The following is a 19,817-nucleotide window of genomic DNA, read 5'->3' as shown; positions in this document are numbered from 1 at the left end:
TTAGGTGCCGCTGGGGGCCTGCGCCCCATTGACAGAATTGTCAGGCTTCATCAGCACATCGCCCTTATAAATCTTGATGCCCGTCGCGTAGCATTCGGCCTTCACCGTAATGCCTTTGCGGCCACCGGAGATTTTACCCGAGCCGTAGGCTGGAGCCAGCTCCACCGGCAGTCCATCAGCGCCCACCTGGATGTAGTTATACTCGGGGTCAGGCACAAGCATGATGCCGTCGATGTTCTTGACGATGTTGAAGAACTCCAGGGCTTCAGGGCGGTTGCCAGGGTGAAAGCCCTCCAGATCCAGCTTCTGGCCTCGGCCGTCACGCTCCCCTACCACGGCGCCTTTCAGTTCGCTGCTGTCAAGCGTGAGGTAGATGCGGATGAAGCCGAAGCCCGGCTTAAACGCGTGGGCGGTGGCAATGATAGCCGAGGTGCCAGCAGGCGCAGCAGCCGAGTACTTCGGGGCCTTGGCGATGGTTTCAAACCAGTCGGTAGCGGCCCAAAGCACGTAGTTGAGCAAGCCGGGCGTGTTGTCCTCACCGTTGAGGCCGCCCAGGCTCTGTAATTTCGACAAATCCATCAGATGGGGTCGTAAAGTCTGTATTGCTTGAGAAAATGGCTACTGCTGGGCAGATTACTTAGCGGCTTCTGCCTTGGCGACAGGCGCCAGCAGGCCGCTCTTAGACTCCACGAGGTGCTTGAGCGCCTCCTGGTTTTTGCCCAGATCTTCTGCTTTCACCTCCGCCCCTTTGATGTGGAATTTCTTGGCCAGCACGCGATACTGCTGCTTGCCGTAGCTTACCACGACCACGTCGCCGTGCTGCTGCGCGGTTTCCACGTTGGCCAGTTGCTCGGCCTGGCCGGCAATGATGCCCTGAGCCAGTTCCAGTTCCCCCTGCAGGCGGGTATTCTCGGCCGTCAGCGACTCGATGGTAGGCTGGCGGGTTTCTTCTTTTTCGGTCTTATCAGCCATGATGCGGCAGCTACTAAATCGGAGTTGAAACTATGTTTGAGGCGCTTTTGAACACCAGCCGGCCTCGCCTGAGGCCGGCTGGTGTTCTGGTCGCTTACACCAGTTCCCGGTCGTTGGTGAACAGGATTTCGGGCAGGATGAAGCCCACGCCCATGCTGAAGTCGGTGAAGAACTTGAGCAGACGGTCCACGTTTTCCACCTGCACGGCCGACTGGTTTTTGACCTTCCGACGCAGCATGATGGCGTTGCCCACCGGCGTGCACCAGATCTTCTCGGTGCTGCGGTGCGAAGGCAGCGGCTGCAGCTTGATGTTGGTCTTGTTGATGGTCAGGTCCAGAGCCCCGCCACCGGTGTTCTTGCCGTATTTGCGCTCCTGGCCCCGCAGGAACTGGCGCGCTACCGTCGGCGAGCAGCCCAGCATCATCGGGATTTCCCAATAATCCTTATGGATGCCGTCCGCGAAGGACTCGAACTGCTCTACCAGCGCCTCAGGGTTGGTCAACTCCAGGGCGCCCGTCACGATGGGCGTGGTGCGGCCGGCCGTGATGTGGCCGTTGATGATCATTTTCAGGCCGTTGATGGCCGTGCCGGCGGCACCCGGCGTACCGGGGGTCGGAGCCTGGTACACACCCTGGAAAATCTCGTTGAACTCGATGTCCTGCTTGATCTGCGGAATCAGGTACACTTCCACGTACCAGCGCACGAAAGGCCAGGCCTTGCGGTCAATTTCCGGGCCGTCGAGGAAGGCCAGCCAGGTGTCTTCCAACTCGTCGGGGTACTCCTGCGCGTCCACTTTGATGCGGAACTGGCGGATTTCCACGGGCTGGAACTCTACGCCGGCCAGCGGCGTGAAGGCCTTCTGAAAAGGCTGCACCACGCGGCTGAAGATGGTTTTGGCTGCCCGCCACATCGTGTCGTCCGTGTTGATGGGCGTGAACATGCTCTCCGTGGTGGTGGGAGAGCGAAGCAGCGAGTACAGACGCGCGATGTTCTGGCCTTGGTTGAGGTAGTAAGCGCCAAACTGCGCGACTACGTTGGTAATCGTTAAAGCCATGTCGTGGGCTTGGAAAAAAAGATGGAAAATCAGGTATAGGGGCGCTGCGGGCCTAGCCGAGCATTTCGGCGTGCAGCTTGTCGACCAGCTTCTGGGCGTCCGACTCGGCGGTGGTCTCCTCCACTTCGCTCGTGCCGGCCGGCTTGCGGGGCTTGGTCACGGTAGCACCGGATTGGTTGCCGAGGCGCTCCACCTCGGCTTCAGCATCGTCAGCGCGCTTCTCAGCAGCTGCCACGGCTTCAGTAGCCTTCTTTTCAGCCGCTTTGGCATCGGTGGCTTCCTTCTGCGCGGTGGCCACGGCGGCTTCGGCCGTATCGGTTCGGTTGGCTTTGGCCGTCAGCTCCGTGAAGGCGGCCTCGCTCACGAGTGCCACGCCGGTGATGCCGGCTTCTTCGAGCTGGTCGTTGGCGGCCTCAACCAGCGGAGTGGTCACGGCGGCGCCGGTCAGGCCTGCCAGTGCGGTCAGGGCCGAGAATTTGTTCTTTCCGAACATGGTATTTTCAGTTGAATTGGTGGCTTTTTTAGCAGCACTGCCGCCGTTTTTAGCAGCATTCTCGGCCAGCTCCAGCGCCAGCTGCACGGCGTCCTCGAAGGAGCCCATCTGGTCGGCCAGGCCGTTGCTCACGCTTGCCTCACCGATGTAGACCATGCCCGAGAGCAATTCTTTTTCCTGCTTGGCATCGAGCTTGCCGGCGCGGTTGGCGCGCACGGTTTCCAGGAACACGTTGTTGAGCGGGTCCAGCAGCTGCTGGCGAATGGGCTTATAATTGCCCTTCACGGCTTCGGCGAAGGCCGCATTCTTGTTCGTCGACTCGGTGGCGTTAATCACGTGGTCCGTGACGCCGGCCTTTTCCATGGCCTTCGAATAGTCGCGGAAGCTGACCATGGTACCGATAGAGCCAACCATGGCCGTGCGGCCCGCCACTACGATGGCGTCGCCACTGGAGCCGCTCCAGTAGCCAGCCGAGCACATCTGCTTGGCCCAGCTCACAAACGGCTTCCGGGTGCCGGCAATGACGCCGGCGAAGTTTTCCAGCCCCATCGTGGAGCCGCCAGGCGTGTTGAAGCGGGCCACGTGCGCCACGATGTTCTTGTGCGCGTCAGCCTGCTGAATGAGGCGGCCGATGCTCTCGGTGCCCAGGCTCCAGCACGTATCGGCCTCCATCATCACGCCTTCGATGGTGTGCACAGCCACCGAGCCGGCCGGCACGTCGGCCAGCGAGTCGTAGCCCATGATGCCCAGCTCGGCCGCGTGCGGGGTCAGGGCGAAGAAGGATTTAGTTGGCGGCGTGACTTCCACGCCGGTGCCTACCCAGTCCGAGGCCCGGAACTTGCCCTCCCGCATCTGCTCGGCCAGCGGCAGAAAGTTCTGAATGGCACTTGCTTCCATCAGGAAGAAGCCATTCAAGACAGCAAAGAGTAGAGGGTTGACGCGCATCGATGTAGGGTTGAATCGATGCAAAGCTGCCGCAGGCCTCACCCGGCAAAAAGGACACAAAAAAGCCCCGACCGGGGAGGTCGGGGCTTTTTGTGGGACACCTATCCAAGTAACGGGAGGGCTACTGTCTTGCCACAGCAGGGACAGACGATGCCGCATCTGCTGCCAGCATCCCGCGCCAGTTCCTCCCCGGCCTCTGGCGCGGCCGTTGCCGGGTCGGCAATGGAAATAAAATCAGTAGGCAGCACCATCAGCGAAGAAGTGCAATAGGAGCACGTGACGGGCAGTTCGCTGGGCCGGGGGTGGTTGTTTCGGAGAACTCTCATACTAGTGCAGGTCTATTCCAGCTTGAATCAGCGGTGTGTTCGGGCCACCATTGGCCACCCAGGAGATGATGATGTAGCAATCCGTATAGGCGGCCAGCCGCTCAATGTGCGAGGGCGTGTACCCGTCGCCGCCCCCTACTCTATCCCAGCGCCAGCCCGGCGTGCCCTGTCCACGGCCAGCGTAGTTGAGGCTGCAGATTTTATCCACTAGCACGCTGTCGTCGGCGTAGTTAAACACCCGCAGTCGCCACCGCTCGGCATAGGCCTCCCCATCGGCGTTGGTGTAGAAGTGCAGTTCCTTGCACCACAGGCGAGTAGAACGGATATAGCTGGTTTCGGCCTGCTCGTACGCGTAGAGCCCGGGCCAGCTGTTCGGCGTTTGAAAGTCGAGCCGCGACACTGCCACGCCACCGCTGGCATCATAGCCGACTACCTGCTGACCTGGATAGGCGTACAGCCAGCTCATGCGGCGCGGGTAGGAAATGCCAGTAAAGCCAGCGGGCGGCGCTACCGTGCCCCCGGCCGGCGCAGTTGGCGTGGTGGGGTCTAGAGCACCGCCGCTATTGGTGCCGTTGCCGTAGGCATCTTGCACTTGCAAGTTGCCGCCCGGATGAGCCGGTACATCTGTCAGGCACTCGTAAAAGCCAACCAGCCGAACCGGCTTATTGTCCAGGCTTGGAAAGTGGTAGCGCACCACGACGCCCTGCCCCAATTGCGTGGCATTAAGCGACAAGATGACCGTGCGCAGATCAGCCGGCCCGTTGATGTTGGCGGATATAACAGTACCATCCTGCAGCAGCACGGCGGCGGGCTGCTGGCTGGCCACATCCAGGTTGGTAGTACGCGGGTAGATATAATCATACTGCGACCAACGGTCTACCCAGAACGTGACTTCGATGAAGGGCCTATCCGGATAAGTTACCAGATTAATCATGCGGCGTTTCAGTATAGCCAGAACCGAAGCACTGCTAATAGGATTGCCGCTGTTGCTCAGGCCACCCGGCCGCAACCCTGCTGCCAGCTTATCCGCTGTTACCGCCTCGTCGTGCAAGTGGTCCGTGGCAACGACCTTGCCGTGCAGCGTGCCGTAGTGACGGATTTCATCGTTGTTGTTGGCATCCTCCACGGCCTCGAAATGAATCTGACTTTCCGAGTGCGTGGTGGCGGCTAGTTGCTGAGGCGTGAAGCCCTGCCCGGCTGGCAGCGCCGACACGAGCGGAGCCAATGGCAGGTAGTTCGGGTCGTCGGTCGGGTGGCCAGTGGGCACCGGGTTGAACAGCCCGGCGCCGGGCAACGGAATGGCCCGGCGCACTTCCAGCGGGATGGTCTGCCCGTTTTCGAACGTGAACTTCACCGCGTCGCCGGCAGCGTGCGGATCATCCTCGTCGAGCAGCGGCGGCAGAAACTCGGGCCGCTCAGCAGGATTGCCCACCGGCAGCCACCGCACCCGCACGCGCTGGGTGGTTTCGGGCTTGGCATTCACAAACGCCCAGAGCGGACCCGTCGAATCCTTGCGCAGCACGAACTCCAGCTCGCCGGCCTCGAAGCCAGCGGCAGCCGCAGCGGAATCAGTGGCGTTGGCCACGCGCGCGCCCTGCCCCACCACCAGGAAGTTCTGGTTCACGGTGGCCAGCTCATCGAGCACACTCAGCACGAGCGGGGCGCCGCGACGGCTGGCCAGCTGACCGAGCAGCTCTACCAGGTCGCGGGCCTGCTCACGCAGGTCGGCCTCACTGATTTCGAAGGAGTCGTTGGTGCGGAAGCGCAGGTTCCACTTCTGCAGAAACGCAGCCGGCTGCAGCGGCAGCGCCGGGGGGATGGGGGCTTGAGAAACAGCCATTACACGATCTGATATGAGAGTTTGAAGCCGGAGCGGAGCACGATGCTCTTGCCGGCCGGCACGGTGGCCAGCAATTGCCCGCCGGCCGTGCGCAGCTGCACCGTGCCGCCTGCACCCGGCTGCAGCACCACGCCCGTTTCCAGGCCGTGCGCCGACACTTCCCAGGAGCCCAGGTACGGCCGGCAGCGGCGCAGCGCGTCGCCGGCAAGCGTCCAGTCGTAGCCGTTGCGCTGCGTTTCCGAGCCGCTGGCGTAACTATCCTGCCACTGCAGCGGGCACTCGGGCGTGCCGACCAGCTGCACCGCGCCGTTCAAATCGCGCACCAGGGCCACAAAGCGGCCTCCTTCCATCGTCTCCAGTCCGGCGGCCAGTGCGGGCGTGTGGCGAGCCAGCGCGCCGGTGAGCTTGTGGGTGCGGCCCTCGCCGTGGCGGCCGAAGGGCTTGGCGTTGTCGGCCAGCTTAACCGAGCCACGCACGCTCACGAGCTGGTACCAGAAGGCGCCGGGCCGCAGCTGCAGCTGGTCGATGGCCAGCGGCCCCCGGCTCGGGAAGTGGAGCAGGTTGCTGACCGGTGTGTACCAGGCCGCTTCGAGGCCGCCCAGGTTTTCGCCACGCTCCTGCGCCAGGTTAGCATACCGCTCCATGACGCTGGCGAATGAAGTCGGTGAGTGTGCCCGGCATCTGCGTAAGTTCCTGACGCACAACGCGGTGCTGACCGGCGCGGGACAAATCACCCGTTTTTTGGGACAAATCAGCCGAATCACGCGACAAACCGCCCGTTTTTTGGGACATTTTGACTACCGATTTCGGCTTTCTTTTTTTCAGCTCCGTCAGGTTGCAGTTGCGCTGGACGGCCTTGCGCAGCGTCTCGTACTGGATGTCCTCCTCGCGGATATCGTAGGCGCCCATGAAGTCGAGAATCACTTCCCGGATGGTAGTGCGCTTGTTGACGAACTGGCGCACCCACAAATACAGCTCTTCCTTGAGAATCTCGTCGCAGAAGTCGTTGAACTGAAAGATGGTGTAATCGGTCACTTCCTTCAGCCCGTACTGGTGGGCCGGGAAGTTGCGCAGATCCAGTTGCAGCCGCGCGGTGCAGTCTTCGCGGCTGCCGGCATGGTGGAGCTTGCCCTTTACCTGCCGCCGCAGCAGGTGGTAGAGCATCTTGCCGAAGCGGTCCGCATTGCTGAGCACATAGATGTCTGGCCCCAGGTGCGTGTTCAGGTATTTACGCACGTGCGGCTTAATCGGGAAATCGAGGGTTTTTAACATGGGACGGGCAGCTAGAACGTAAACCTATCCCCGGATTTGGCCCGGCCAAAGGACTGCTGTAGCGGCCCGGCAGACCGCGGCGGCACGCACTTAACTGAAAGCATAGAGAGGGGATTTTAGACCAATGTCAACCCGGCACAAGATAGCCAATAGCCAAGCTTCCCCCAATAGTTCAATCAACAATAACTTATTGATTAGTAATTACATAACCGTACATACATACACCTTTACCGGAGGCATTTTCTCCCGGCCGGCTACACCGCAAACAGCTCGCTCAGGTTCTGCGCCCGCTGGTGGACTTTGCCCAGGCCCACCTGCAGCGGATCCCGGTGGCCAGGCAGCAGCGCCGACAACTCCCCCGCTTTGTGCAGGGCGTTGAGTTGCAGCAACTCGTCCACCTCCAGGCGTAGCGGCCGGGCCCGGGCGACCGGGCGCCTGCCGCCACGAGCCGGCCTTGTCCACCCACCATTCGCCATCTTTTGCAGGCGCTGGACAATCCGGGAAACCGGTTTGATGCTCATCGCTTCGGCCAGGGGCACCGGACGCATGGTAGAGCGCGCCATCAGATCGTGCAGGTAGCGTTGCAGCGCGCATTGCAGGGCGAAGGCCTCCAGCTCGTAGAGGTCGACGCGCTGATCGAGTGAGCGCATCATTTGTTCCAGCTTCCTTTCTCCTTGCGGCAGTACTCGGGCCGGCCGGGGGTCAGGTTCTCGTAGATCACGCAGCGGGCGACTTTATCGCCCAGCTTGTCGACCAGCTTCTTGAGGCCGCGCAGGCCGTAGGCAAACGGGTCGGCGACCTGGTAGCGGCCGCTGGAATCGAAGCTGTAGAAGTCGCACTGGCTGGCCCCCTGCTGGGGAGTGGCCCAGTACACGCGGGCCTTGAGCTGGGCCGTCAGGCGCAGCGAGGCGTAGGGTGAGGCGCCGGCGGCGACGGAAGAAGCGGTGGTGGGCGAAGTAGCGGGCATGGGAGTTGAGGGTAAAATGGGTGAGGAAAAAGCGGCTAGCGGATGCCGGCCACGAGCTTGTCGAATTTGTCGGTGGCCAGCGTACCGCCCAGCTGGTCGAGGGCGGCCTTGTGCTGGTGGTAGAGCTGGGCGTAGCTGGCACCCTGCACCTGTTTGGGAATCCGTAGCGGGGTTTTCTGGCCCCGATCCAGCTTGCGGCGTAGCTTGAGCTCACTCACGGCCTTGCCCACGGCCCGGTTGACGCGCGACACGTGCTCGGCCCGCTGATCGGCCACGAGCCAGGCCATCGTGCCGCGGAAGCCCTTCTCGTTTTCCCAGTCGAAGTAGCCGCGGCCGCGGATCATCTCGGCCCAGGGCATGGGGGCGTAGTAGCGGCCGGCGTGGCGGGTGAAGTGCTTCTCGACCAGCTCGATGCGCCGCAGCACGCCCTGGTGGTAGCGGGCGTAGTCGAAGTGGGCATCGGCAAAGTGGCGGTACACGCCGGCCAGGATGGCCTGCATAGCCCGCTGCTCCTGCTCGGCTGAGAAGCGGTGCTCGGGGTAGAGCAGGGCTTTGGCGTAGCCCCAGGCCGAAACGACGTAGGCCTGCTGCTGGGCGCGCTTTTCCACGTCTGCGGCCGGCTTATCCACCGCCGGCTGCGGGGCTGCTACGGCCGCGCCGCGCCCCCCAGCCGCCCCTGTCGACGCCTGCCGGGCGCTTTCAGGCCGGTTGCGGCCCTCCGTTTCCGGAAAGGGTCTTTCCGAAATGCCGCCCGAGGGTATTTGTCCACGTTGCCCGATTTCAGATGTCAGATCTTTAGGAAGTTCAGGAAGCTTAGTAACCGGAAATTTTGTACCGTTTGTGGATAAAACCGCGCCGATTGTCGGAATCGAGGAAGCGGCCTGAACGGGCTCGTTTTCGGCGTTTTTAGGCGCCTCCGGGGCCGGCTGTTGCGCGGGCGGCTGGCAGATGAAGTCGGGGTTGATCCACAGCTCGAAGCTGCGCTTGCGCCCGTGCCACTTCTTGCGCACGATAAAGCCGATGTCGAGCAGCTGGCGCAGGTGGTTGCGCATGGTGCGCTCGGTGAGGCTGCGCTGGAGCATGAGCTGGCGCGCATCGACTAGAATCGAGGGCAGCGTGTACTCGCCCGTGTCGGTGACGAGCTGGCCGAACAGGAAGGGCACCGCGAGCATGCGCTCGACGGCGCGGCGGTACTGCTTGAGCAGCAGCTCGCCCGTGGCCTTGCAGCCGTCGACGACGAGGCGGCGGCCGCGGCGGACGATGGTTTCCTGCACGCCGGCGCGCACGCCGCGGGTAATGGTGCGCTCGACTTGAATAGTGGGCGTCTGCTGCCAGAGGGCATCAACGGCCTGATGCCAGCGCAGCAGGCAGCCGCCCAGCGGCCGGAGCTGGAGGGGGTGAGGGGAAGACATGCGGAACGAGAGAAAACGGTGAGCTGGAGCGGGGTAAAAAGTGGCCTGGCAGGCAGTGCGAGGGGCGGGTGTTCCCGCTCGCGGCTTAACTCAGGCCGGGGCTGCGCGGTGCAGGCCCTCCGCTCCCCGGCCGGCGACGAAGCCGGGCCCTGGCGGGCCGCCCCTACGGGCGACGGGGAGTATGTAGTGGGTAGTGGTCTGGTGGCCAGCGCTAGCCGGCCAGCGCGAACGGGGGCTGCTGGGCGCGGCGGAGCTGGTGCAGGCTGCCACAGACGTTGCGCAGCTGCTCGCTGAGCTGGTGCTCGCGCAGGAGCAGCCGCTGGCGCTCCGGGTGGGGCGTGAGTGGGGGCAGTGACTGCTGCAGCTCGTCCAGCTCGCGGCTGATGCTGCGCTGGTCGAGGCGCAACTGGCGCAGGCGGGCTGCTTCGGCAGCGGGCGGCAGGTTCAGGCTCCGTAGGTTCATCGCGGCTCCCCTCCTTCCTGGGGCCCGGCCGCCCGGCCGGCCTCGCGCAGCTGCTGCTCCACGCCGGCCATGACGCCTTCGATGCGCGTGCGGTCCTGGCGCAGCAGCGTGAGCTCCTGCTCGTAGCGCCGGGGCTCGCTCTGGCCCACGGTGAGCAGATAGTCCACCGAGTCGAGCTGGGCCTGCAGCGTGCCCAGCTCGGCGCGCAGCTGCTGCTGGCGGCGCAGCGGGTTGGGGGGCGGCAGCTCGGAGAGCGGGCGCAGGTGCACGGGTTGGGCGAGCTGCCGGGACAGCACGTCGCCAAAGGCGCGAAACTGCTGCACCGACGCATCGGACGTATACAGGGTAATGGCCATAGAAAGCGGGAATGGAAGGGTTAGGAAGCTTTGCGCAAGTGGGTGGGCGCCGGGGCCGCGCCCGCCGGAGCGAGCGTACTCAGATCAAAGGCCAGGCCCTGGCCAAAAGCGGCCAGCGCGGGCCAGGGAATGCGCGGCTCGGCCGGCGAGAAGTAATAGGCCTGCAGCGTGACCGTGCCGCCGTGGCGGCCGGGCTTACCGGCTTTCATCCAGCGCTGCACCGTGCTGCGACTCACGCCGCATTCTTCCATGACCTGCTCGATGCTGAGCAGGCGGGGCGTGAGCGGGGCTGCGGCCGGCGCGTCCGTGCGCAGCGCCTGCAGGTGGGCGAGCAGCACCTGAAAGTTTTCCTGGATAAAGCCGGCCGTAGCCAGATCGGTGGCTTGCATAGCAGTTGAGGTAAGGAAAGAACCAGTGAAGTGAGCCGCCCTGCTCAGGCGGCCTGGGGCAAGAGCAGGTGAAACTCGCGGCGGCAGTCGGTCAGATCGATTTCGCGGATGCCGGCCGGCAGCACGGGCACGAGCAGCACTTCCTGCTCGAGGCATCCCTCCTGCTCGGCCGTGCGCAGCTGCGGCGGCATGGTGCCGCTCACGTACACTGTCAGGTGGCCGCGCTGGTAGGTGTAGCCCAGGATGGGCTCGGGCGCCGCCACCAGGGCCGAGCCGGCCGGCAGCTGCTGCACGCGCACGCGCCGGCCGGTACGGGCATCGGTGAGCGAAATCGGAGTATCGAAGACCTGGCTCATGCGCGGGAGGCCGGTTGCGCGTCCATGCGGACCGGGCCGGCGGGCGGGCCGGCGAGGCGCAGCACTCCGCTGAACTGGTCGCGGCGGCGGTGCTCGTAGGCCAGCACCAGCGGGGTTTCCTCGCGGTAGCGCGGGTGAGTGGCGTTGATTTCGTGGCAGCGGCGCTCGAGCTCCGCCAGCGGGGCGAGCATCACGAGGGCCGGGGGCAGCAGCGTGGCCGTGAGCGTGGCCAGGTCGCGCAGGCAGGGCCGGCGCGCCGGCTCCAGGGTAGAGTCGGTGTTCAGGTACATAGAATAAAGGAAAAGGGGGTGAGAATCAGGACTGAGGCTGCGGCGTCTCGTTCGGGCGCAGGTGGGCCGGGATGGGAAACTCGGGCATGGAGGATTCGACCAGCGCGACCAGATCGGGCAGATGGGCCACCTTGCCCTGCTTGACGTGGCCCAGGCGCGTGGCGGCCGAGGCGTACTGCTGCCCGTAGCCGGCGCGAATGGCCCGGTCCACGGCGTAATGCGGCAGGGTCTCGCACACGAGCGAGAGCAGGGCATAGTATTTCTGTTTTTCCGTCATCAGACTGGAGAAAAAGAGTAGATTTGAAACTCGTATGTATGTGTTTGCCGATGACTGCTGACGCCCTTCTCTCCCACCTCACGACACTCGGTCAGACCCTGGCCGATGCCACCGATACCGGGGATGCGGGCAGCGACAGTCCGCTGGAGCAGGCGCGCGTGTTTCTGTTCACCTACCTGCCGCAGGAGCCACACGTCCCCTATCGGGCGGATGATCTGCTCGAACTGCTGGCTCCCTCGCCCCACACGCACCGCAGCTGGGCCGAGGAGCGCCTGCTGCTGCTGGAGGGTCTGAGCCTGCTTCAGCAGCTCTGGGAGAAGCAGCGGCAGCCGGCAACGGCCGCGCCGGCCGCGCCCGTGCCGGAGCCCGTGGCTGCCAGGCGTCGAGCAGGAATGCGAGCTGCGCGGCCTCCTGAATAAGGAAGCAGGCCTCGCCGGCCGGCAACGCGCCGGGGCGGCGGGCGCGCAGGGCCAGGGACTGCTCGCCGGTGGCGGGCTGGCGCTGGTAGCTGGCCTCGCAGAGCAGCCCGTCGGGGCCGACGCGAATGCCGAGCACGGACACGGCCCCGCACGGGTCAAATACCTGGGTGCAGACAAAGCCCCGCTCCCGCAGCAGCGCAGCAATCGGCTCGCTCAGCAGCCGGGGGTTCTCAGACAGACAATACGGGGCGGTGTCTTCCATCGTGTTTGGCAGGTTTCAGCCGAGGCTGCCGTACTTGGCAGCGGCGGTGAACCCGTACAAACATACGCTACATCAGAAATAAAATACACCCAATCACAAATAAATATTTGTGATCAGCGCAATACTATGCCGGAAGAGACCATCAACCAGCGCCTTAGGCTTTTAATAAAAGCTCTTGGTTTGAATACCAGAAGCTTTTCTTTGAAGTACAACCTCAAGGAAGGAACTACCCGAAACTATATAGATAGGGACTCTACACCAAGCGCTGACTATTTAGCCTCTCTCATAAACTCAATTGAGGGGTTAAATCCTGCTTGGCTACTAGTCGGCAAGGGAGAGATGTTTCTTACCGGGGCTCCAGAGGTGCAGATAGTGGATGTGAAACGGCCGGATGCTCAATCTGACTGCGAAAGAGATTTAGCCAGCGCGCGCCGCGAGGTTGAGCAGTTGAAGCAACTCTTGGCGGCTAAGGACGAGTTGCTGGCAGCCAAGGAAGAGGTGCTAACATTGCTCCGTGGGGGCAAAAAATAAGCTCCACAATATTGAAAAGGCTGAGCAGCATCTATTGTAGCTACAATAGATGCTGCTCAGCCTTTTCAATATTGTGGAGCTCAACCTATACGTTTGGCCAGATTGACTTTGGAGGCCAAACATAGGGAGTAGTATATGCTAACGCCCCCCCCCAATGACTTGCTGTCGCTAATGAATATGGTCGCCAATAGATGTGTTGAGCAGTTGCTATGATGTCCCGGTAGGCTTCATCTTTTCTCAGCTCATTCCAAATATCTCCGTAATAGTTAGATAAGACGAAGTCAACCGCCAGTATAGCGTCCATTGGCGGATGTGGAAAACGGGGAGTTTCTAAGAGCAGCTGTAAGCCATAATCAGGTGTATTCTTGTTCCATACTCGCTCCCCGCCATATTGAAAGTGATAAATAGGGTGAATGGCATGATCTACTTGATTAGGATCATCGCTTTCAATTTGCCGATCTAAATGCCATGCGCTGAAGTGCTCTGCAGCATTTGAATCATACCCTTTTATTTCTAGCTCAACTACAAGCTCCTTCAATGGGTCGTGCAAGTTGTCCACTTGCACACAATGTCCTTTGATTAAAACATGTAGCTGCACCTCTACTTCCTCCACAGTTTGAGGATGAGTATGCCGGATTTGCTTGCTGCCTACAAGTGAAATCGAGTTGAAGGTTAAACCAGTGAAGTCATACTCCCAAGTAGTTGAACTTGGCTCCATCTGACAGGCACTAGCAGCAGTTGTTAATGGTTCAGCATCTTTGACCAGCTCGTTTTCTACTAAAATCATAGCTAAGCGCCGCAGGTCATTTGCCATACTCCGCCGAAATTCGAAAGCAGGGATCATTACAAATTTTTAACTATACCTATACACCAAGTTTAGCTCTCGTACGCTTAAACCTGTCTTCTTCTAAGACGTCAATTTTGATCTTTTTGTCATCAATAGCCTTGGTTAGTACAGCGTCGAACGACACATACTCTCTATCCTGCCAAGGAAATTTAGGCTGCTTGCTAATTAAATACCCATCCCTAGGATCTAATGGTTTTAAAGTAGCTTGGCATATTGTCCAAAAAGTTGTTCGCTCGTTATCCCAGCTATTCTTGTCTGCTACAAGTTCTGAAATACCAGATATCGATTTAAGAAAATCAACACGCTGTTGCGCTGGCAGATTTCGCAAGGGTCCAGGTACGCTCGACAGTTTGCGCCATGAATCATCAACAAGTGCAAACCACCAAGCGGGCCAGCCGCTACTAAATGGCCCAGAGTAAGCTGCATCCGCGAATAATTTATCAACTAGTTGGTCAAAGCCAGCGGATTGATCCAAATCAATCCCGAGCCGAGCAGCCAAATGGTTTCTATCCACAAGTGGGCCTGCTGTTTCTAGCATTTCTCTAACTAAGAATCTTGCGTACTCATGAGTTGGCAAAGCTCCTTGCTGATTCCTTAGGTGCACATAGATTCTATCATCTAGAAAGACCGGTTTGTTTTCAAAACCCAAATAGTTATGTGGCTGTGTTGACACAGAATTACGAAGTGAAGTAATGAATTTGTATCCATCCACCAGTGCAACAAGTTTATATGCTACACTTTTCGCATATTCCTCAAGCTCAAAATCAACTTTAACACATTTCAAATCAAACAAATCGTGGCTTGTATCGTCTGGATCGTATGATTTACGCAGCTTCGGCTCTGTTGACCACAATACAATGGGGTATGCAGGCATCTCCCCCTCAGTTGCTCTCGTGCGGATTTCTTGGGCTAAGGTTGCAGCACGATAATTAGCCTTATCTATTGACTTATCATCATCCTTATATAAAATATCTAAGCGTAAATCTAAAATGAGTCCGTCAAGATTACTCGAGGTACTAGTAATCTTTAATTGCTCAATCTGTGCTTCATAAGGCAAAGGATGCTTATGATCTATATCTAAGTTATCTATCTCTCTTTCAACAGTTCTTTTGATTCCTCTAACATTAGAAACTGGTTCGTCATCCAAGTATATGTACTTTCGCATGTCATTCTGTTCCATACTGACTTTTATTTTTCTATGTACAGTGGAAGTTCTACTCTAAAACTCGTGTTATATCCTTCAGGCGGATTTGTTAAATAAATTTCGCCGTCGTATCCAGCAACTATATCCTTAACAATTTTCAATCCCAAACCTGTACCCTGCAATTCATCTTCTTGAGAAGCATCCTGATCAACCGGTGTTGATGTTGTAAAGAAAGCATCAAAAATTCGTTCTTGATGCTCAACAGGAATCCCATCTCCATTATCCGAAAATTCTAAATAAACAGAACGATCATCAATGCCAGATTTTATTCTAATCTTACCTCTTTTTCTTGCTCTTCTGATTGCTTTTTGTGAATTAGTATATAAATTAAATAATAAGGAGGATAATTCCGATGAATGCATTGGAGGGGTTAATATATCGTATCCATCAATCACAGTTTCTATTACTATACCACGACGTTGCGCTGAGGATTCGATAGTGGCAACGAAATTTCGTATAACTAGCCGCAGATCTTGTGATGAAAGCTCGCGTAGTGCATTATCCGAAACAGCTCTATCAAAGTAATTAGCGTAGGTGCGAAAACTCTGGATATTAGAAAACAAATCCTCGGCAGTTTCTTTATCTTTTTGATCACTAAATACAACTTTAGATAATGCTCGCGCATTTACATAAGCAGCACTCAACAGTTGTCTTACTTCATGCGTGAATTCACCTATTACTAAGCCTAAACTTGCTAATACGCGTAACAAACCTAACTCAGCTATTAATTCATTACGTAAAATTTCCTGGTTATCAACAGCATTCTTGATTTCATCAGCTATGTCCGAATAATCAAAATCATCTTCACCATTAGTATGATTACTATTTTTAATTTTCACCAGTGTAATAAGCCGATCAGCAGCACCTTTTATAGCATTAAAATCCGATAAATTATTCTTTTCTTTATTCCAATTTATTTGCTCTCTTGACTGCTTTCTACCCCTAGCTTGGGCTACTTGCAACACCGCAGCTATTAAAACTCTATATGTGAGTTTGCGAAGCTCCTCAAAGGCAGCATTTTCAAGCAAACCTTCACGACTAGAGGTTTCATCAAACAGGAAACCTTGCCTGTCTATAAGTTCTACAAATCCGAAGAAATTACTATTACCATGAGGTGGCAAGAAAATTCGGCGGGCATAAGAATCATCTAGCTCAAGCCAATCATCGTTCTTCTCCCCGTAAGGTAATACTCGAAAACCATTTCGATAAATTCTGATACCACCTTTCTCTGTAGCGAGATTTCTCAAAGTTGCAGACATTGAGCGCGAGATCAACCCTGAATTCCAAATAAAATAATAGGCATTTATACTGACATTCTTTAAATGCTTGAATGGCTGAATATCAGCAATTTTCATTCTCTTTTCATATTCAAGCCTCTGCTCTAACATTCGTAATGACTTATCGTAATCTTCTTCAAAGTCATCTGAATCATATTCATTATATCCTCCCTCCGATTTCTCATCTTCGTTTAGGTCATCTTCTTCTGATTGCTCATCCTCTTCCACATTTGGGCCTATAGGTGTATCTTCAATATCAATTTCAAGCCTATCAGATTTCATTGACCAAAAGCCATTACCATTTGCATCAACATAGGCATCTATTCTTGCTAGTGCATGAGAAAATATTTCGGTTTCTTCGTTTGCAATTGTTCTTGCACTATTACCTAGCTTTTCTATTAGCTCCGTTTTAAATCCAGGATCTGCCTTTATATCATTTGAAGCCTGCTCTTCGTTTTTGTTGAGTTCTGTCCCAGTATGCAATGGATAAGGCTGTTGCAATTCAGAAACATATCGATACACACGCAATATTGCCTTCTCGCTCCACCCTTCCCTTAAGTCAGATATAATGAGGGTGGTACCTTCCTCCTTTTGCTTTTTCTCTAAAGTCTCTATGGTGCTGGCGATTGTTGTGAGTTCACGCCCTTGTGTAAAGGCCTCCCAGTCAATCTCAATTTTTAGAGCATTGCTACTATTTTTCGTCTGAGTAATAATAGTCAGCACTTTACCAAGCCGCTGGACAGCAAAACGCCCAATACCTTTACGCCCAGCTCGCTTACGGTTGTATCGTGTGGAGTATGGATGTACAACTTTATCATTAGAAGAAAGGCGCATAAATCCGGCAATAAGCTGGTCGCGCGTCATACCGAGTCCGTTGTCATCAATTATGAGAACTCCTCCTTCTTCTCGTGAGTCTTGGAAGGTCAACTGTACGAACGTCGCATCAGCATCGTAAGCATTCTTGATTAACTCAGCAACTGCAGTTTCTTCCTTGGCCACTAGCTCTCTACCTAGGCGGCTAATTATGCCTGCGTCTGTAGAGAAACGCACATGATCTGGGTCTTTCTGAGCCGTTTCAGCTGCTAGCTCAATAAGGCGGTTAAAGTCAGGTGTTTCGCCTTCCAGCGCTTCTGCGTATTCTGCACGAAGTCTCTCTATATCTAATGAACCATTCATAATACTTCATCTTTACGATAACCTATTCTTGTGTGTCTCAACCGTTTTAAGCCTGCTTCAATTGTACGCACTGCCAAGGAGGAAATCAACCCTTTCTCTATCAAAAAGGTATCTGCCCTTTTGCGCGCAGCGGCTCTATCTCCTGCCCGAAGGGCACCATCTATCTCACGAAAAGCCGCATCTACTCCCTCTAGCTGGGTTCTTCTAGGTATGATAACCGCAATACGCTTCGCTTCTGATGGCTCAATTTTGAGGGCACCATGCCCGTAGCTTCGACCTTCTACTTCAGCAGAGAACTGGCTGAATGTGCTCTGCAAGCTTATTGCAATTGCTTGTCTGATTTGTAATGCCACTTTCTGCTGAAAGAAAACCCTGTACACCGTATTCGTACAAGTTGCAGCGCTAGCGTTTAGAACTAGTACAGGTCCTTCCGTTTGCATACTTGAGAAGAAACCATCCGGCTTGCGGCCATCCCCAGGCTGGTGCCAGATAGAACGACGTATAAACGTACTGTTTTTTGCCTTCTCTTCTTCTGAGAAGGTTTGCAGATAGGCACTTAATTCTGCTGGCATTTCAACGTGGCCGCGGGTATTAACGAGCATGCACCGTTTTCCCCCATCCCGCATTTCCTGTAAGTCAGCATCTGATAATTCCAGCCCACGGGCTTGCTTAAACCGAGCTAAAATTGGCGTTAAAACACTATCCGCAAGGTTGAATTTCTGGGCCTGCTTGTTGTTCAATACAAAGAACTTATTAGCACCCGTAACAATCCCGATCTGTACGTTTGCGAAGTCCCCAAAGCGCCGACTGGTGGCTATGGCGAGTTGCCTGTTGTAAGCCTCCTTGGCGGGAAGGGGCGCGAGAGCCAATTGAGGCCTGCCTGTCCACTCACTCCCGACGACTGCTCCTAGTCCCCAGTGCGCTATAGTGCTTTCCAGTTCGGCAAGACCTTTAACTGACGTTAAGTTCATGACTTCACCTTCGCCCGTATTGTAGCCTTCACACAGTAAAACGACGCTACTTTCTTCCGTCCCTTCGCTGATAAAGATTCTATCCTCCAGCATGATGGCTAGGCTCCGACTGAAGCACGATTCAATCTTTGTACGAATGGTGGCAGAGTATTCGGAATACACAAAACTGCCAGGCAGTATCCACGCCACTCTGCCTGCTGTCTGGAGAAAGGAAAGGCTATGCAATACAAAATACATCCACAGGCTGGCGCGCCCGTTCATGGCCATTTCTTCATTTGCCATGACTGCCCGAGCCGCTGCGCGCTGAGAAGCCTGCATATTGTGCAGGGAAATATAGGGCGGGTTTCCAATGACAACGTTTGCCTTGGGAAAGGCTGTTGGCACGACCGTCAGAAAATCAGCTTGCTTGAAATGGGCCTCATCCACTTCCCCGACAAGTCGTTTGAGATACTCAAAGGCCTTATCATCTGGGGTGGTCTAGTGGAAACGGACAGTGAGCTAAGGTAGGGTGGTTTTCAGGTCTTGTTCAAATTGGTGGGGCGAGCGGTAGGCCAGGGCAGAATGGCGTCGGTCGAGATTGAAATAGGTGTCGAGGTAGTGCGCCACCTCCAGGCGGGCTTCTTCGAGGGAAGCGAACGCCGTGCCTGGGGGGAGCAGCTCGGTTTTGAGCGTGCTCCAACCGGCTTCGGCCTGGGCATTATCATAAGGGTTTCCAGGCCGGCTGAAGCTGGGCACGGCCCCGGCTTGGGCGATGCGGACCCGGCAAGCGGCGCTGGTGTACTGGCTGCCGCGGTCGGCGTGAATAATCAAGCCCGGCGCGGGTTGGCGCAGCGTCAGGGCCTGTTCTAACGCCAGCAGCACGAGTTCGGTCGGCATCTGGGCGGCCAGGTGCCAGCCGACCACGCGCCGGGAGCAGGCGTCGCGCCAGGTGGCCAGGTAGCACCAGCGCCCGCCCACCAAGGGTAGATAGGTAATGTCTCCGACCCAGACCTGGTTCGGGGCGGTGGGGACCGGCTGACCCAGCAGGCGGTTTTCGGCCACCACGGCCGCCGGGTCGGCCACGGTGGTGCGGGGCCGGTGCGGGCGGGTACTCAAGGCTTGTAAGTCGTGCCGGCGCAGCCAGGTGCGCAACGCGTAGCGGCCCACGGCGTACCCTTCTGCGTGTAACTCGGCCCGCAACCGCCGGGTGCCGTAGCGCCGGGCGTGGCGCGTAAAGGCCGCTTGCGCCGCCACTTGCCACGGCACCGGCGCGGCAGCCGGCCGTTGCCGCCACTGGTAATAGCCGGCCGTGCTTACGGCCAGCACCTGGCACAGGACCTGCACGGGCCAGGGCTCGGTGCAGGCGGCGATAAAGGCGTAGCGGCTCATGACTGAGGCGGTTGGGAGAAGATGGTCACGACTTTTTTTAAAATATCGCGCTCCATTTCCACGCGCTTGAGCGCGGCCCGCAGCTGCTTGATTTCGTCGCGCTCCGCGCTGCTGGGGACGGCGGCTTCCAGGGCTTGGCGTTGCCAGCGCCCCAGCAGGGCCGGTGAAATGCCCTGGGCACGGGCCACGTCGCTTTGCCGGGTACCAGCCGCTACTTGGCGGACGCACTCGGCTTTAAAAGCCGGCGTGTATTTCTTGCGGGTGGAGGGGTTTCCTACAGGATTCGATTTTTCAGTCATGAGCAGCGGAAGTTAAGACTTCTCGCTGTCCGTTTTAGCTAGACCACCTCA

General features: G+C 57.4%; 24 protein-coding genes. 2 read left to right on the top strand and 22 right to left on the bottom strand.

The window, feature by feature from the left end; all coding sequences use genetic code 11:
* The 16 genes from BUE15_RS17520 to BUE15_RS17445 form a co-directional block, all read right to left on the bottom strand.
* Positions 1-573: a hypothetical protein gene (locus BUE15_RS17520; RefSeq protein ID WP_139252392.1), complete on the bottom strand. Its 573-nt coding sequence runs from the start codon at positions 571-573 to the stop codon at positions 1-3.
* Positions 574-633: 60 nt separating this feature from the next.
* The gene (locus BUE15_RS17515) at positions 634-972 is read right to left on the bottom strand and encodes a hypothetical protein (RefSeq protein WP_073287992.1); all 339 of its coding nucleotides are present in this window, start codon (positions 970-972) and stop codon (positions 634-636) included.
* Positions 973-1,066: 94 nt separating this feature from the next.
* Positions 1,067-2,026, bottom strand: coding sequence for a hypothetical protein (locus BUE15_RS17510; protein WP_073287990.1), 960 nt, complete (start codon positions 2,024-2,026; stop codon positions 1,067-1,069).
* Between the two features lie 52 nt (positions 2,027-2,078).
* On the bottom strand, positions 2,079-3,434 hold the full coding sequence (locus tag BUE15_RS17505; protein WP_073287988.1) for a S49 family peptidase: 1,356 nt from the start codon (positions 3,432-3,434) through the stop codon (positions 2,079-2,081).
* A gap of 357 nt (positions 3,435-3,791) precedes the next feature.
* Entirely contained in the window at positions 3,792-5,630 is a 1,839-nt protein-coding gene (locus tag BUE15_RS17500; protein ID WP_073287986.1) for a hypothetical protein, read from the bottom strand.
* Positions 5,630-6,274 carry a hypothetical protein gene (locus BUE15_RS17495; protein WP_073287984.1) on the bottom strand — a complete coding sequence of 215 codons (645 nt, stop codon included), beginning with the start codon at positions 6,272-6,274 and terminating at the stop codon, positions 5,630-5,632. The genes BUE15_RS17500 and BUE15_RS17495 overlap by 1 nt, the downstream gene beginning before the upstream one ends.
* Positions 6,258-6,902: a hypothetical protein gene (locus tag BUE15_RS17490; RefSeq protein WP_073287983.1), complete on the bottom strand. Its 645-nt coding sequence runs from the start codon at positions 6,900-6,902 to the stop codon at positions 6,258-6,260. Before BUE15_RS17490 ends, BUE15_RS17495 begins: the two co-directional genes overlap by 17 nt.
* Positions 6,903-7,156: 254 nt before the next feature.
* A complete protein-coding gene (locus BUE15_RS17485) occupies positions 7,157-7,555 on the bottom strand; it encodes a hypothetical protein (RefSeq protein WP_073287981.1) in 399 nt (132 codons plus the stop codon).
* The gene (locus BUE15_RS17480) at positions 7,552-7,869 is read right to left on the bottom strand and encodes a hypothetical protein (protein ID WP_073287979.1); all 318 of its coding nucleotides are present in this window, start codon (positions 7,867-7,869) and stop codon (positions 7,552-7,554) included. The genes BUE15_RS17485 and BUE15_RS17480 overlap by 4 nt, the downstream gene beginning before the upstream one ends.
* Before the next feature lie 35 nt (positions 7,870-7,904).
* Positions 7,905-9,281, bottom strand: a complete 1,377-nt coding sequence (locus BUE15_RS17475; protein WP_073287977.1) for a hypothetical protein — start codon at positions 9,279-9,281, stop codon at positions 7,905-7,907.
* Positions 9,282-9,492: 211 nt separating this feature from the next.
* The gene (locus tag BUE15_RS17470; protein ID WP_073287975.1) at positions 9,493-9,744 is read right to left on the bottom strand and encodes a hypothetical protein; all 252 of its coding nucleotides are present in this window, start codon (positions 9,742-9,744) and stop codon (positions 9,493-9,495) included.
* On the bottom strand, positions 9,741-10,100 hold the full coding sequence (locus BUE15_RS17465; protein ID WP_073287973.1) for a hypothetical protein: 360 nt from the start codon (positions 10,098-10,100) through the stop codon (positions 9,741-9,743). The genes BUE15_RS17470 and BUE15_RS17465 overlap by 4 nt, the downstream gene beginning before the upstream one ends.
* 20 nt (positions 10,101-10,120) lie before the next feature.
* On the bottom strand, positions 10,121-10,489 hold the full coding sequence (locus BUE15_RS17460) for a helix-turn-helix transcriptional regulator (RefSeq protein WP_073287971.1): 369 nt from the start codon (positions 10,487-10,489) through the stop codon (positions 10,121-10,123).
* Between the two features lie 44 nt (positions 10,490-10,533).
* Positions 10,534-10,845 carry a hypothetical protein gene (locus BUE15_RS17455; RefSeq protein ID WP_073287969.1) on the bottom strand — a complete coding sequence of 104 codons (312 nt, stop codon included), beginning with the start codon at positions 10,843-10,845 and terminating at the stop codon, positions 10,534-10,536.
* Positions 10,842-11,135 carry a hypothetical protein gene (locus BUE15_RS17450; protein ID WP_073287967.1) on the bottom strand — a complete coding sequence of 98 codons (294 nt, stop codon included), beginning with the start codon at positions 11,133-11,135 and terminating at the stop codon, positions 10,842-10,844. Before BUE15_RS17450 ends, BUE15_RS17455 begins: the two co-directional genes overlap by 4 nt.
* Positions 11,136-11,160: 25 nt before the next feature.
* On the bottom strand, positions 11,161-11,412 hold the full coding sequence (locus BUE15_RS17445) for a hypothetical protein (RefSeq protein WP_073287965.1): 252 nt from the start codon (positions 11,410-11,412) through the stop codon (positions 11,161-11,163).
* 38 nt (positions 11,413-11,450) lie between these two features.
* Here BUE15_RS17445 and BUE15_RS17440 point away from each other — a divergent pair, with 38 nt between their 5' ends.
* Both BUE15_RS17440 and BUE15_RS17435 read left to right on the top strand, forming a co-directional pair.
* A complete protein-coding gene (locus tag BUE15_RS17440) occupies positions 11,451-11,831 on the top strand; it encodes a hypothetical protein (RefSeq protein WP_139252390.1) in 381 nt (126 codons plus the stop codon).
* Between the two features lie 388 nt (positions 11,832-12,219).
* Complete coding sequence (locus BUE15_RS17435; protein WP_073287961.1) at positions 12,220-12,624, top strand: hypothetical protein; 405 nt, start codon at positions 12,220-12,222, stop codon at positions 12,622-12,624.
* An 85-nt stretch (positions 12,625-12,709) separates the two neighbouring features.
* Here BUE15_RS17435 and BUE15_RS21745 read toward each other — a convergent pair whose 3' ends face one another.
* From BUE15_RS21745 to BUE15_RS22055, 6 genes are all read right to left on the bottom strand, one after another.
* A complete protein-coding gene (locus BUE15_RS21745) occupies positions 12,710-13,411 on the bottom strand; it encodes a hypothetical protein (RefSeq protein WP_170865303.1) in 702 nt (233 codons plus the stop codon).
* A gap of 76 nt (positions 13,412-13,487) precedes the next feature.
* A complete protein-coding gene (locus BUE15_RS21740; RefSeq protein WP_139252388.1) occupies positions 13,488-14,651 on the bottom strand; it encodes a hypothetical protein in 1,164 nt (387 codons plus the stop codon).
* Between the two features lie 8 nt (positions 14,652-14,659).
* The gene (locus BUE15_RS17430; protein ID WP_073287959.1) at positions 14,660-17,128 is read right to left on the bottom strand and encodes a sensor histidine kinase; all 2,469 of its coding nucleotides are present in this window, start codon (positions 17,126-17,128) and stop codon (positions 14,660-14,662) included.
* Positions 17,125-18,525, bottom strand: coding sequence for an Eco57I restriction-modification methylase domain-containing protein (locus BUE15_RS17425; RefSeq protein ID WP_073287957.1), 1,401 nt, complete (start codon positions 18,523-18,525; stop codon positions 17,125-17,127). Before BUE15_RS17425 ends, BUE15_RS17430 begins: the two co-directional genes overlap by 4 nt.
* A 72-nt stretch (positions 18,526-18,597) precedes the next feature.
* Positions 18,598-19,467 (bottom strand): IS3 family transposase, encoded by an 870-nt coding sequence (locus BUE15_RS17420; protein WP_073287955.1) that lies wholly within the window; start codon positions 19,465-19,467, stop codon positions 18,598-18,600.
* Positions 19,464-19,766, bottom strand: coding sequence for a transposase (locus BUE15_RS22055; protein ID WP_073285727.1), 303 nt, complete (start codon positions 19,764-19,766; stop codon positions 19,464-19,466). The genes BUE15_RS17420 and BUE15_RS22055 overlap by 4 nt, the downstream gene beginning before the upstream one ends.
* Positions 19,767-19,817: the final 51 nt, after the last annotated feature.

Source organism: Hymenobacter psychrotolerans DSM 18569 (genome assembly GCF_900142395.1).
GTDB lineage: Bacteria > Bacteroidota > Bacteroidia > Cytophagales > Hymenobacteraceae > Hymenobacter > Hymenobacter psychrotolerans.
Note: the sequence above shows the minus strand (reverse complement) of the source record. Positions and strands in the feature narration are given on the sequence as shown.

Bases quoted from the DNA above. Each gene is read 5' to 3' on its own strand.
- BUE15_RS17515 (WP_073287992.1), bottom strand. From the start codon at position 972: ATGGCTGATAAGACCGAAAAAGAAGAAACCCGCCAGCCTACCATCGAG.
- BUE15_RS17510 (WP_073287990.1), bottom strand. From the start codon at position 2,026: ATGGCTTTAACGATTACCAACGTAGTCGCGCAGTTTGGCGCTTACTAC.
- BUE15_RS17500 (WP_073287986.1), bottom strand. From the start codon at position 5,630: ATGGCTGTTTCTCAAGCCCCCATCCCCCCGGCGCTGCCGCTGCAGCCG.
- BUE15_RS17495 (WP_073287984.1), bottom strand. From the start codon at position 6,274: ATGGAGCGGTATGCTAACCTGGCGCAGGAGCGTGGCGAAAACCTGGGC.
- BUE15_RS17490 (WP_073287983.1), bottom strand. From the start codon at position 6,902: ATGTTAAAAACCCTCGATTTCCCGATTAAGCCGCACGTGCGTAAATAC.
- BUE15_RS17485 (WP_073287981.1), bottom strand. From the start codon at position 7,555: ATGATGCGCTCACTCGATCAGCGCGTCGACCTCTACGAGCTGGAGGCC.
- BUE15_RS17480 (WP_073287979.1), bottom strand. From the start codon at position 7,869: ATGCCCGCTACTTCGCCCACCACCGCTTCTTCCGTCGCCGCCGGCGCC.
- BUE15_RS17475 (WP_073287977.1), bottom strand. From the start codon at position 9,281: ATGTCTTCCCCTCACCCCCTCCAGCTCCGGCCGCTGGGCGGCTGCCTG.
- BUE15_RS17470 (WP_073287975.1), bottom strand. From the start codon at position 9,744: ATGAACCTACGGAGCCTGAACCTGCCGCCCGCTGCCGAAGCAGCCCGC.
- BUE15_RS17465 (WP_073287973.1), bottom strand. From the start codon at position 10,100: ATGGCCATTACCCTGTATACGTCCGATGCGTCGGTGCAGCAGTTTCGC.
- BUE15_RS17460 (WP_073287971.1), bottom strand. From the start codon at position 10,489: ATGCAAGCCACCGATCTGGCTACGGCCGGCTTTATCCAGGAAAACTTT.
- BUE15_RS17455 (WP_073287969.1), bottom strand. From the start codon at position 10,845: ATGAGCCAGGTCTTCGATACTCCGATTTCGCTCACCGATGCCCGTACC.
- BUE15_RS17450 (WP_073287967.1), bottom strand. From the start codon at position 11,135: ATGTACCTGAACACCGACTCTACCCTGGAGCCGGCGCGCCGGCCCTGC.
- BUE15_RS17445 (WP_073287965.1), bottom strand. From the start codon at position 11,412: ATGACGGAAAAACAGAAATACTATGCCCTGCTCTCGCTCGTGTGCGAG.
- BUE15_RS17440 (WP_139252390.1), top strand. From the start codon at position 11,451: ATGTGTTTGCCGATGACTGCTGACGCCCTTCTCTCCCACCTCACGACA.
- BUE15_RS17435 (WP_073287961.1), top strand. From the start codon at position 12,220: ATGCCGGAAGAGACCATCAACCAGCGCCTTAGGCTTTTAATAAAAGCT.
- BUE15_RS21745 (WP_170865303.1), bottom strand. From the start codon at position 13,411: ATGATTTTAGTAGAAAACGAGCTGGTCAAAGATGCTGAACCATTAACA.
- BUE15_RS21740 (WP_139252388.1), bottom strand. From the start codon at position 14,651: ATGGAACAGAATGACATGCGAAAGTACATATACTTGGATGACGAACCA.
- BUE15_RS17430 (WP_073287959.1), bottom strand. From the start codon at position 17,128: ATGAATGGTTCATTAGATATAGAGAGACTTCGTGCAGAATACGCAGAA.
- BUE15_RS17420 (WP_073287955.1), bottom strand. From the start codon at position 19,467: ATGAGCCGCTACGCCTTTATCGCCGCCTGCACCGAGCCCTGGCCCGTG.
- BUE15_RS22055 (WP_073285727.1), bottom strand. From the start codon at position 19,766: ATGACTGAAAAATCGAATCCTGTAGGAAACCCCTCCACCCGCAAGAAA.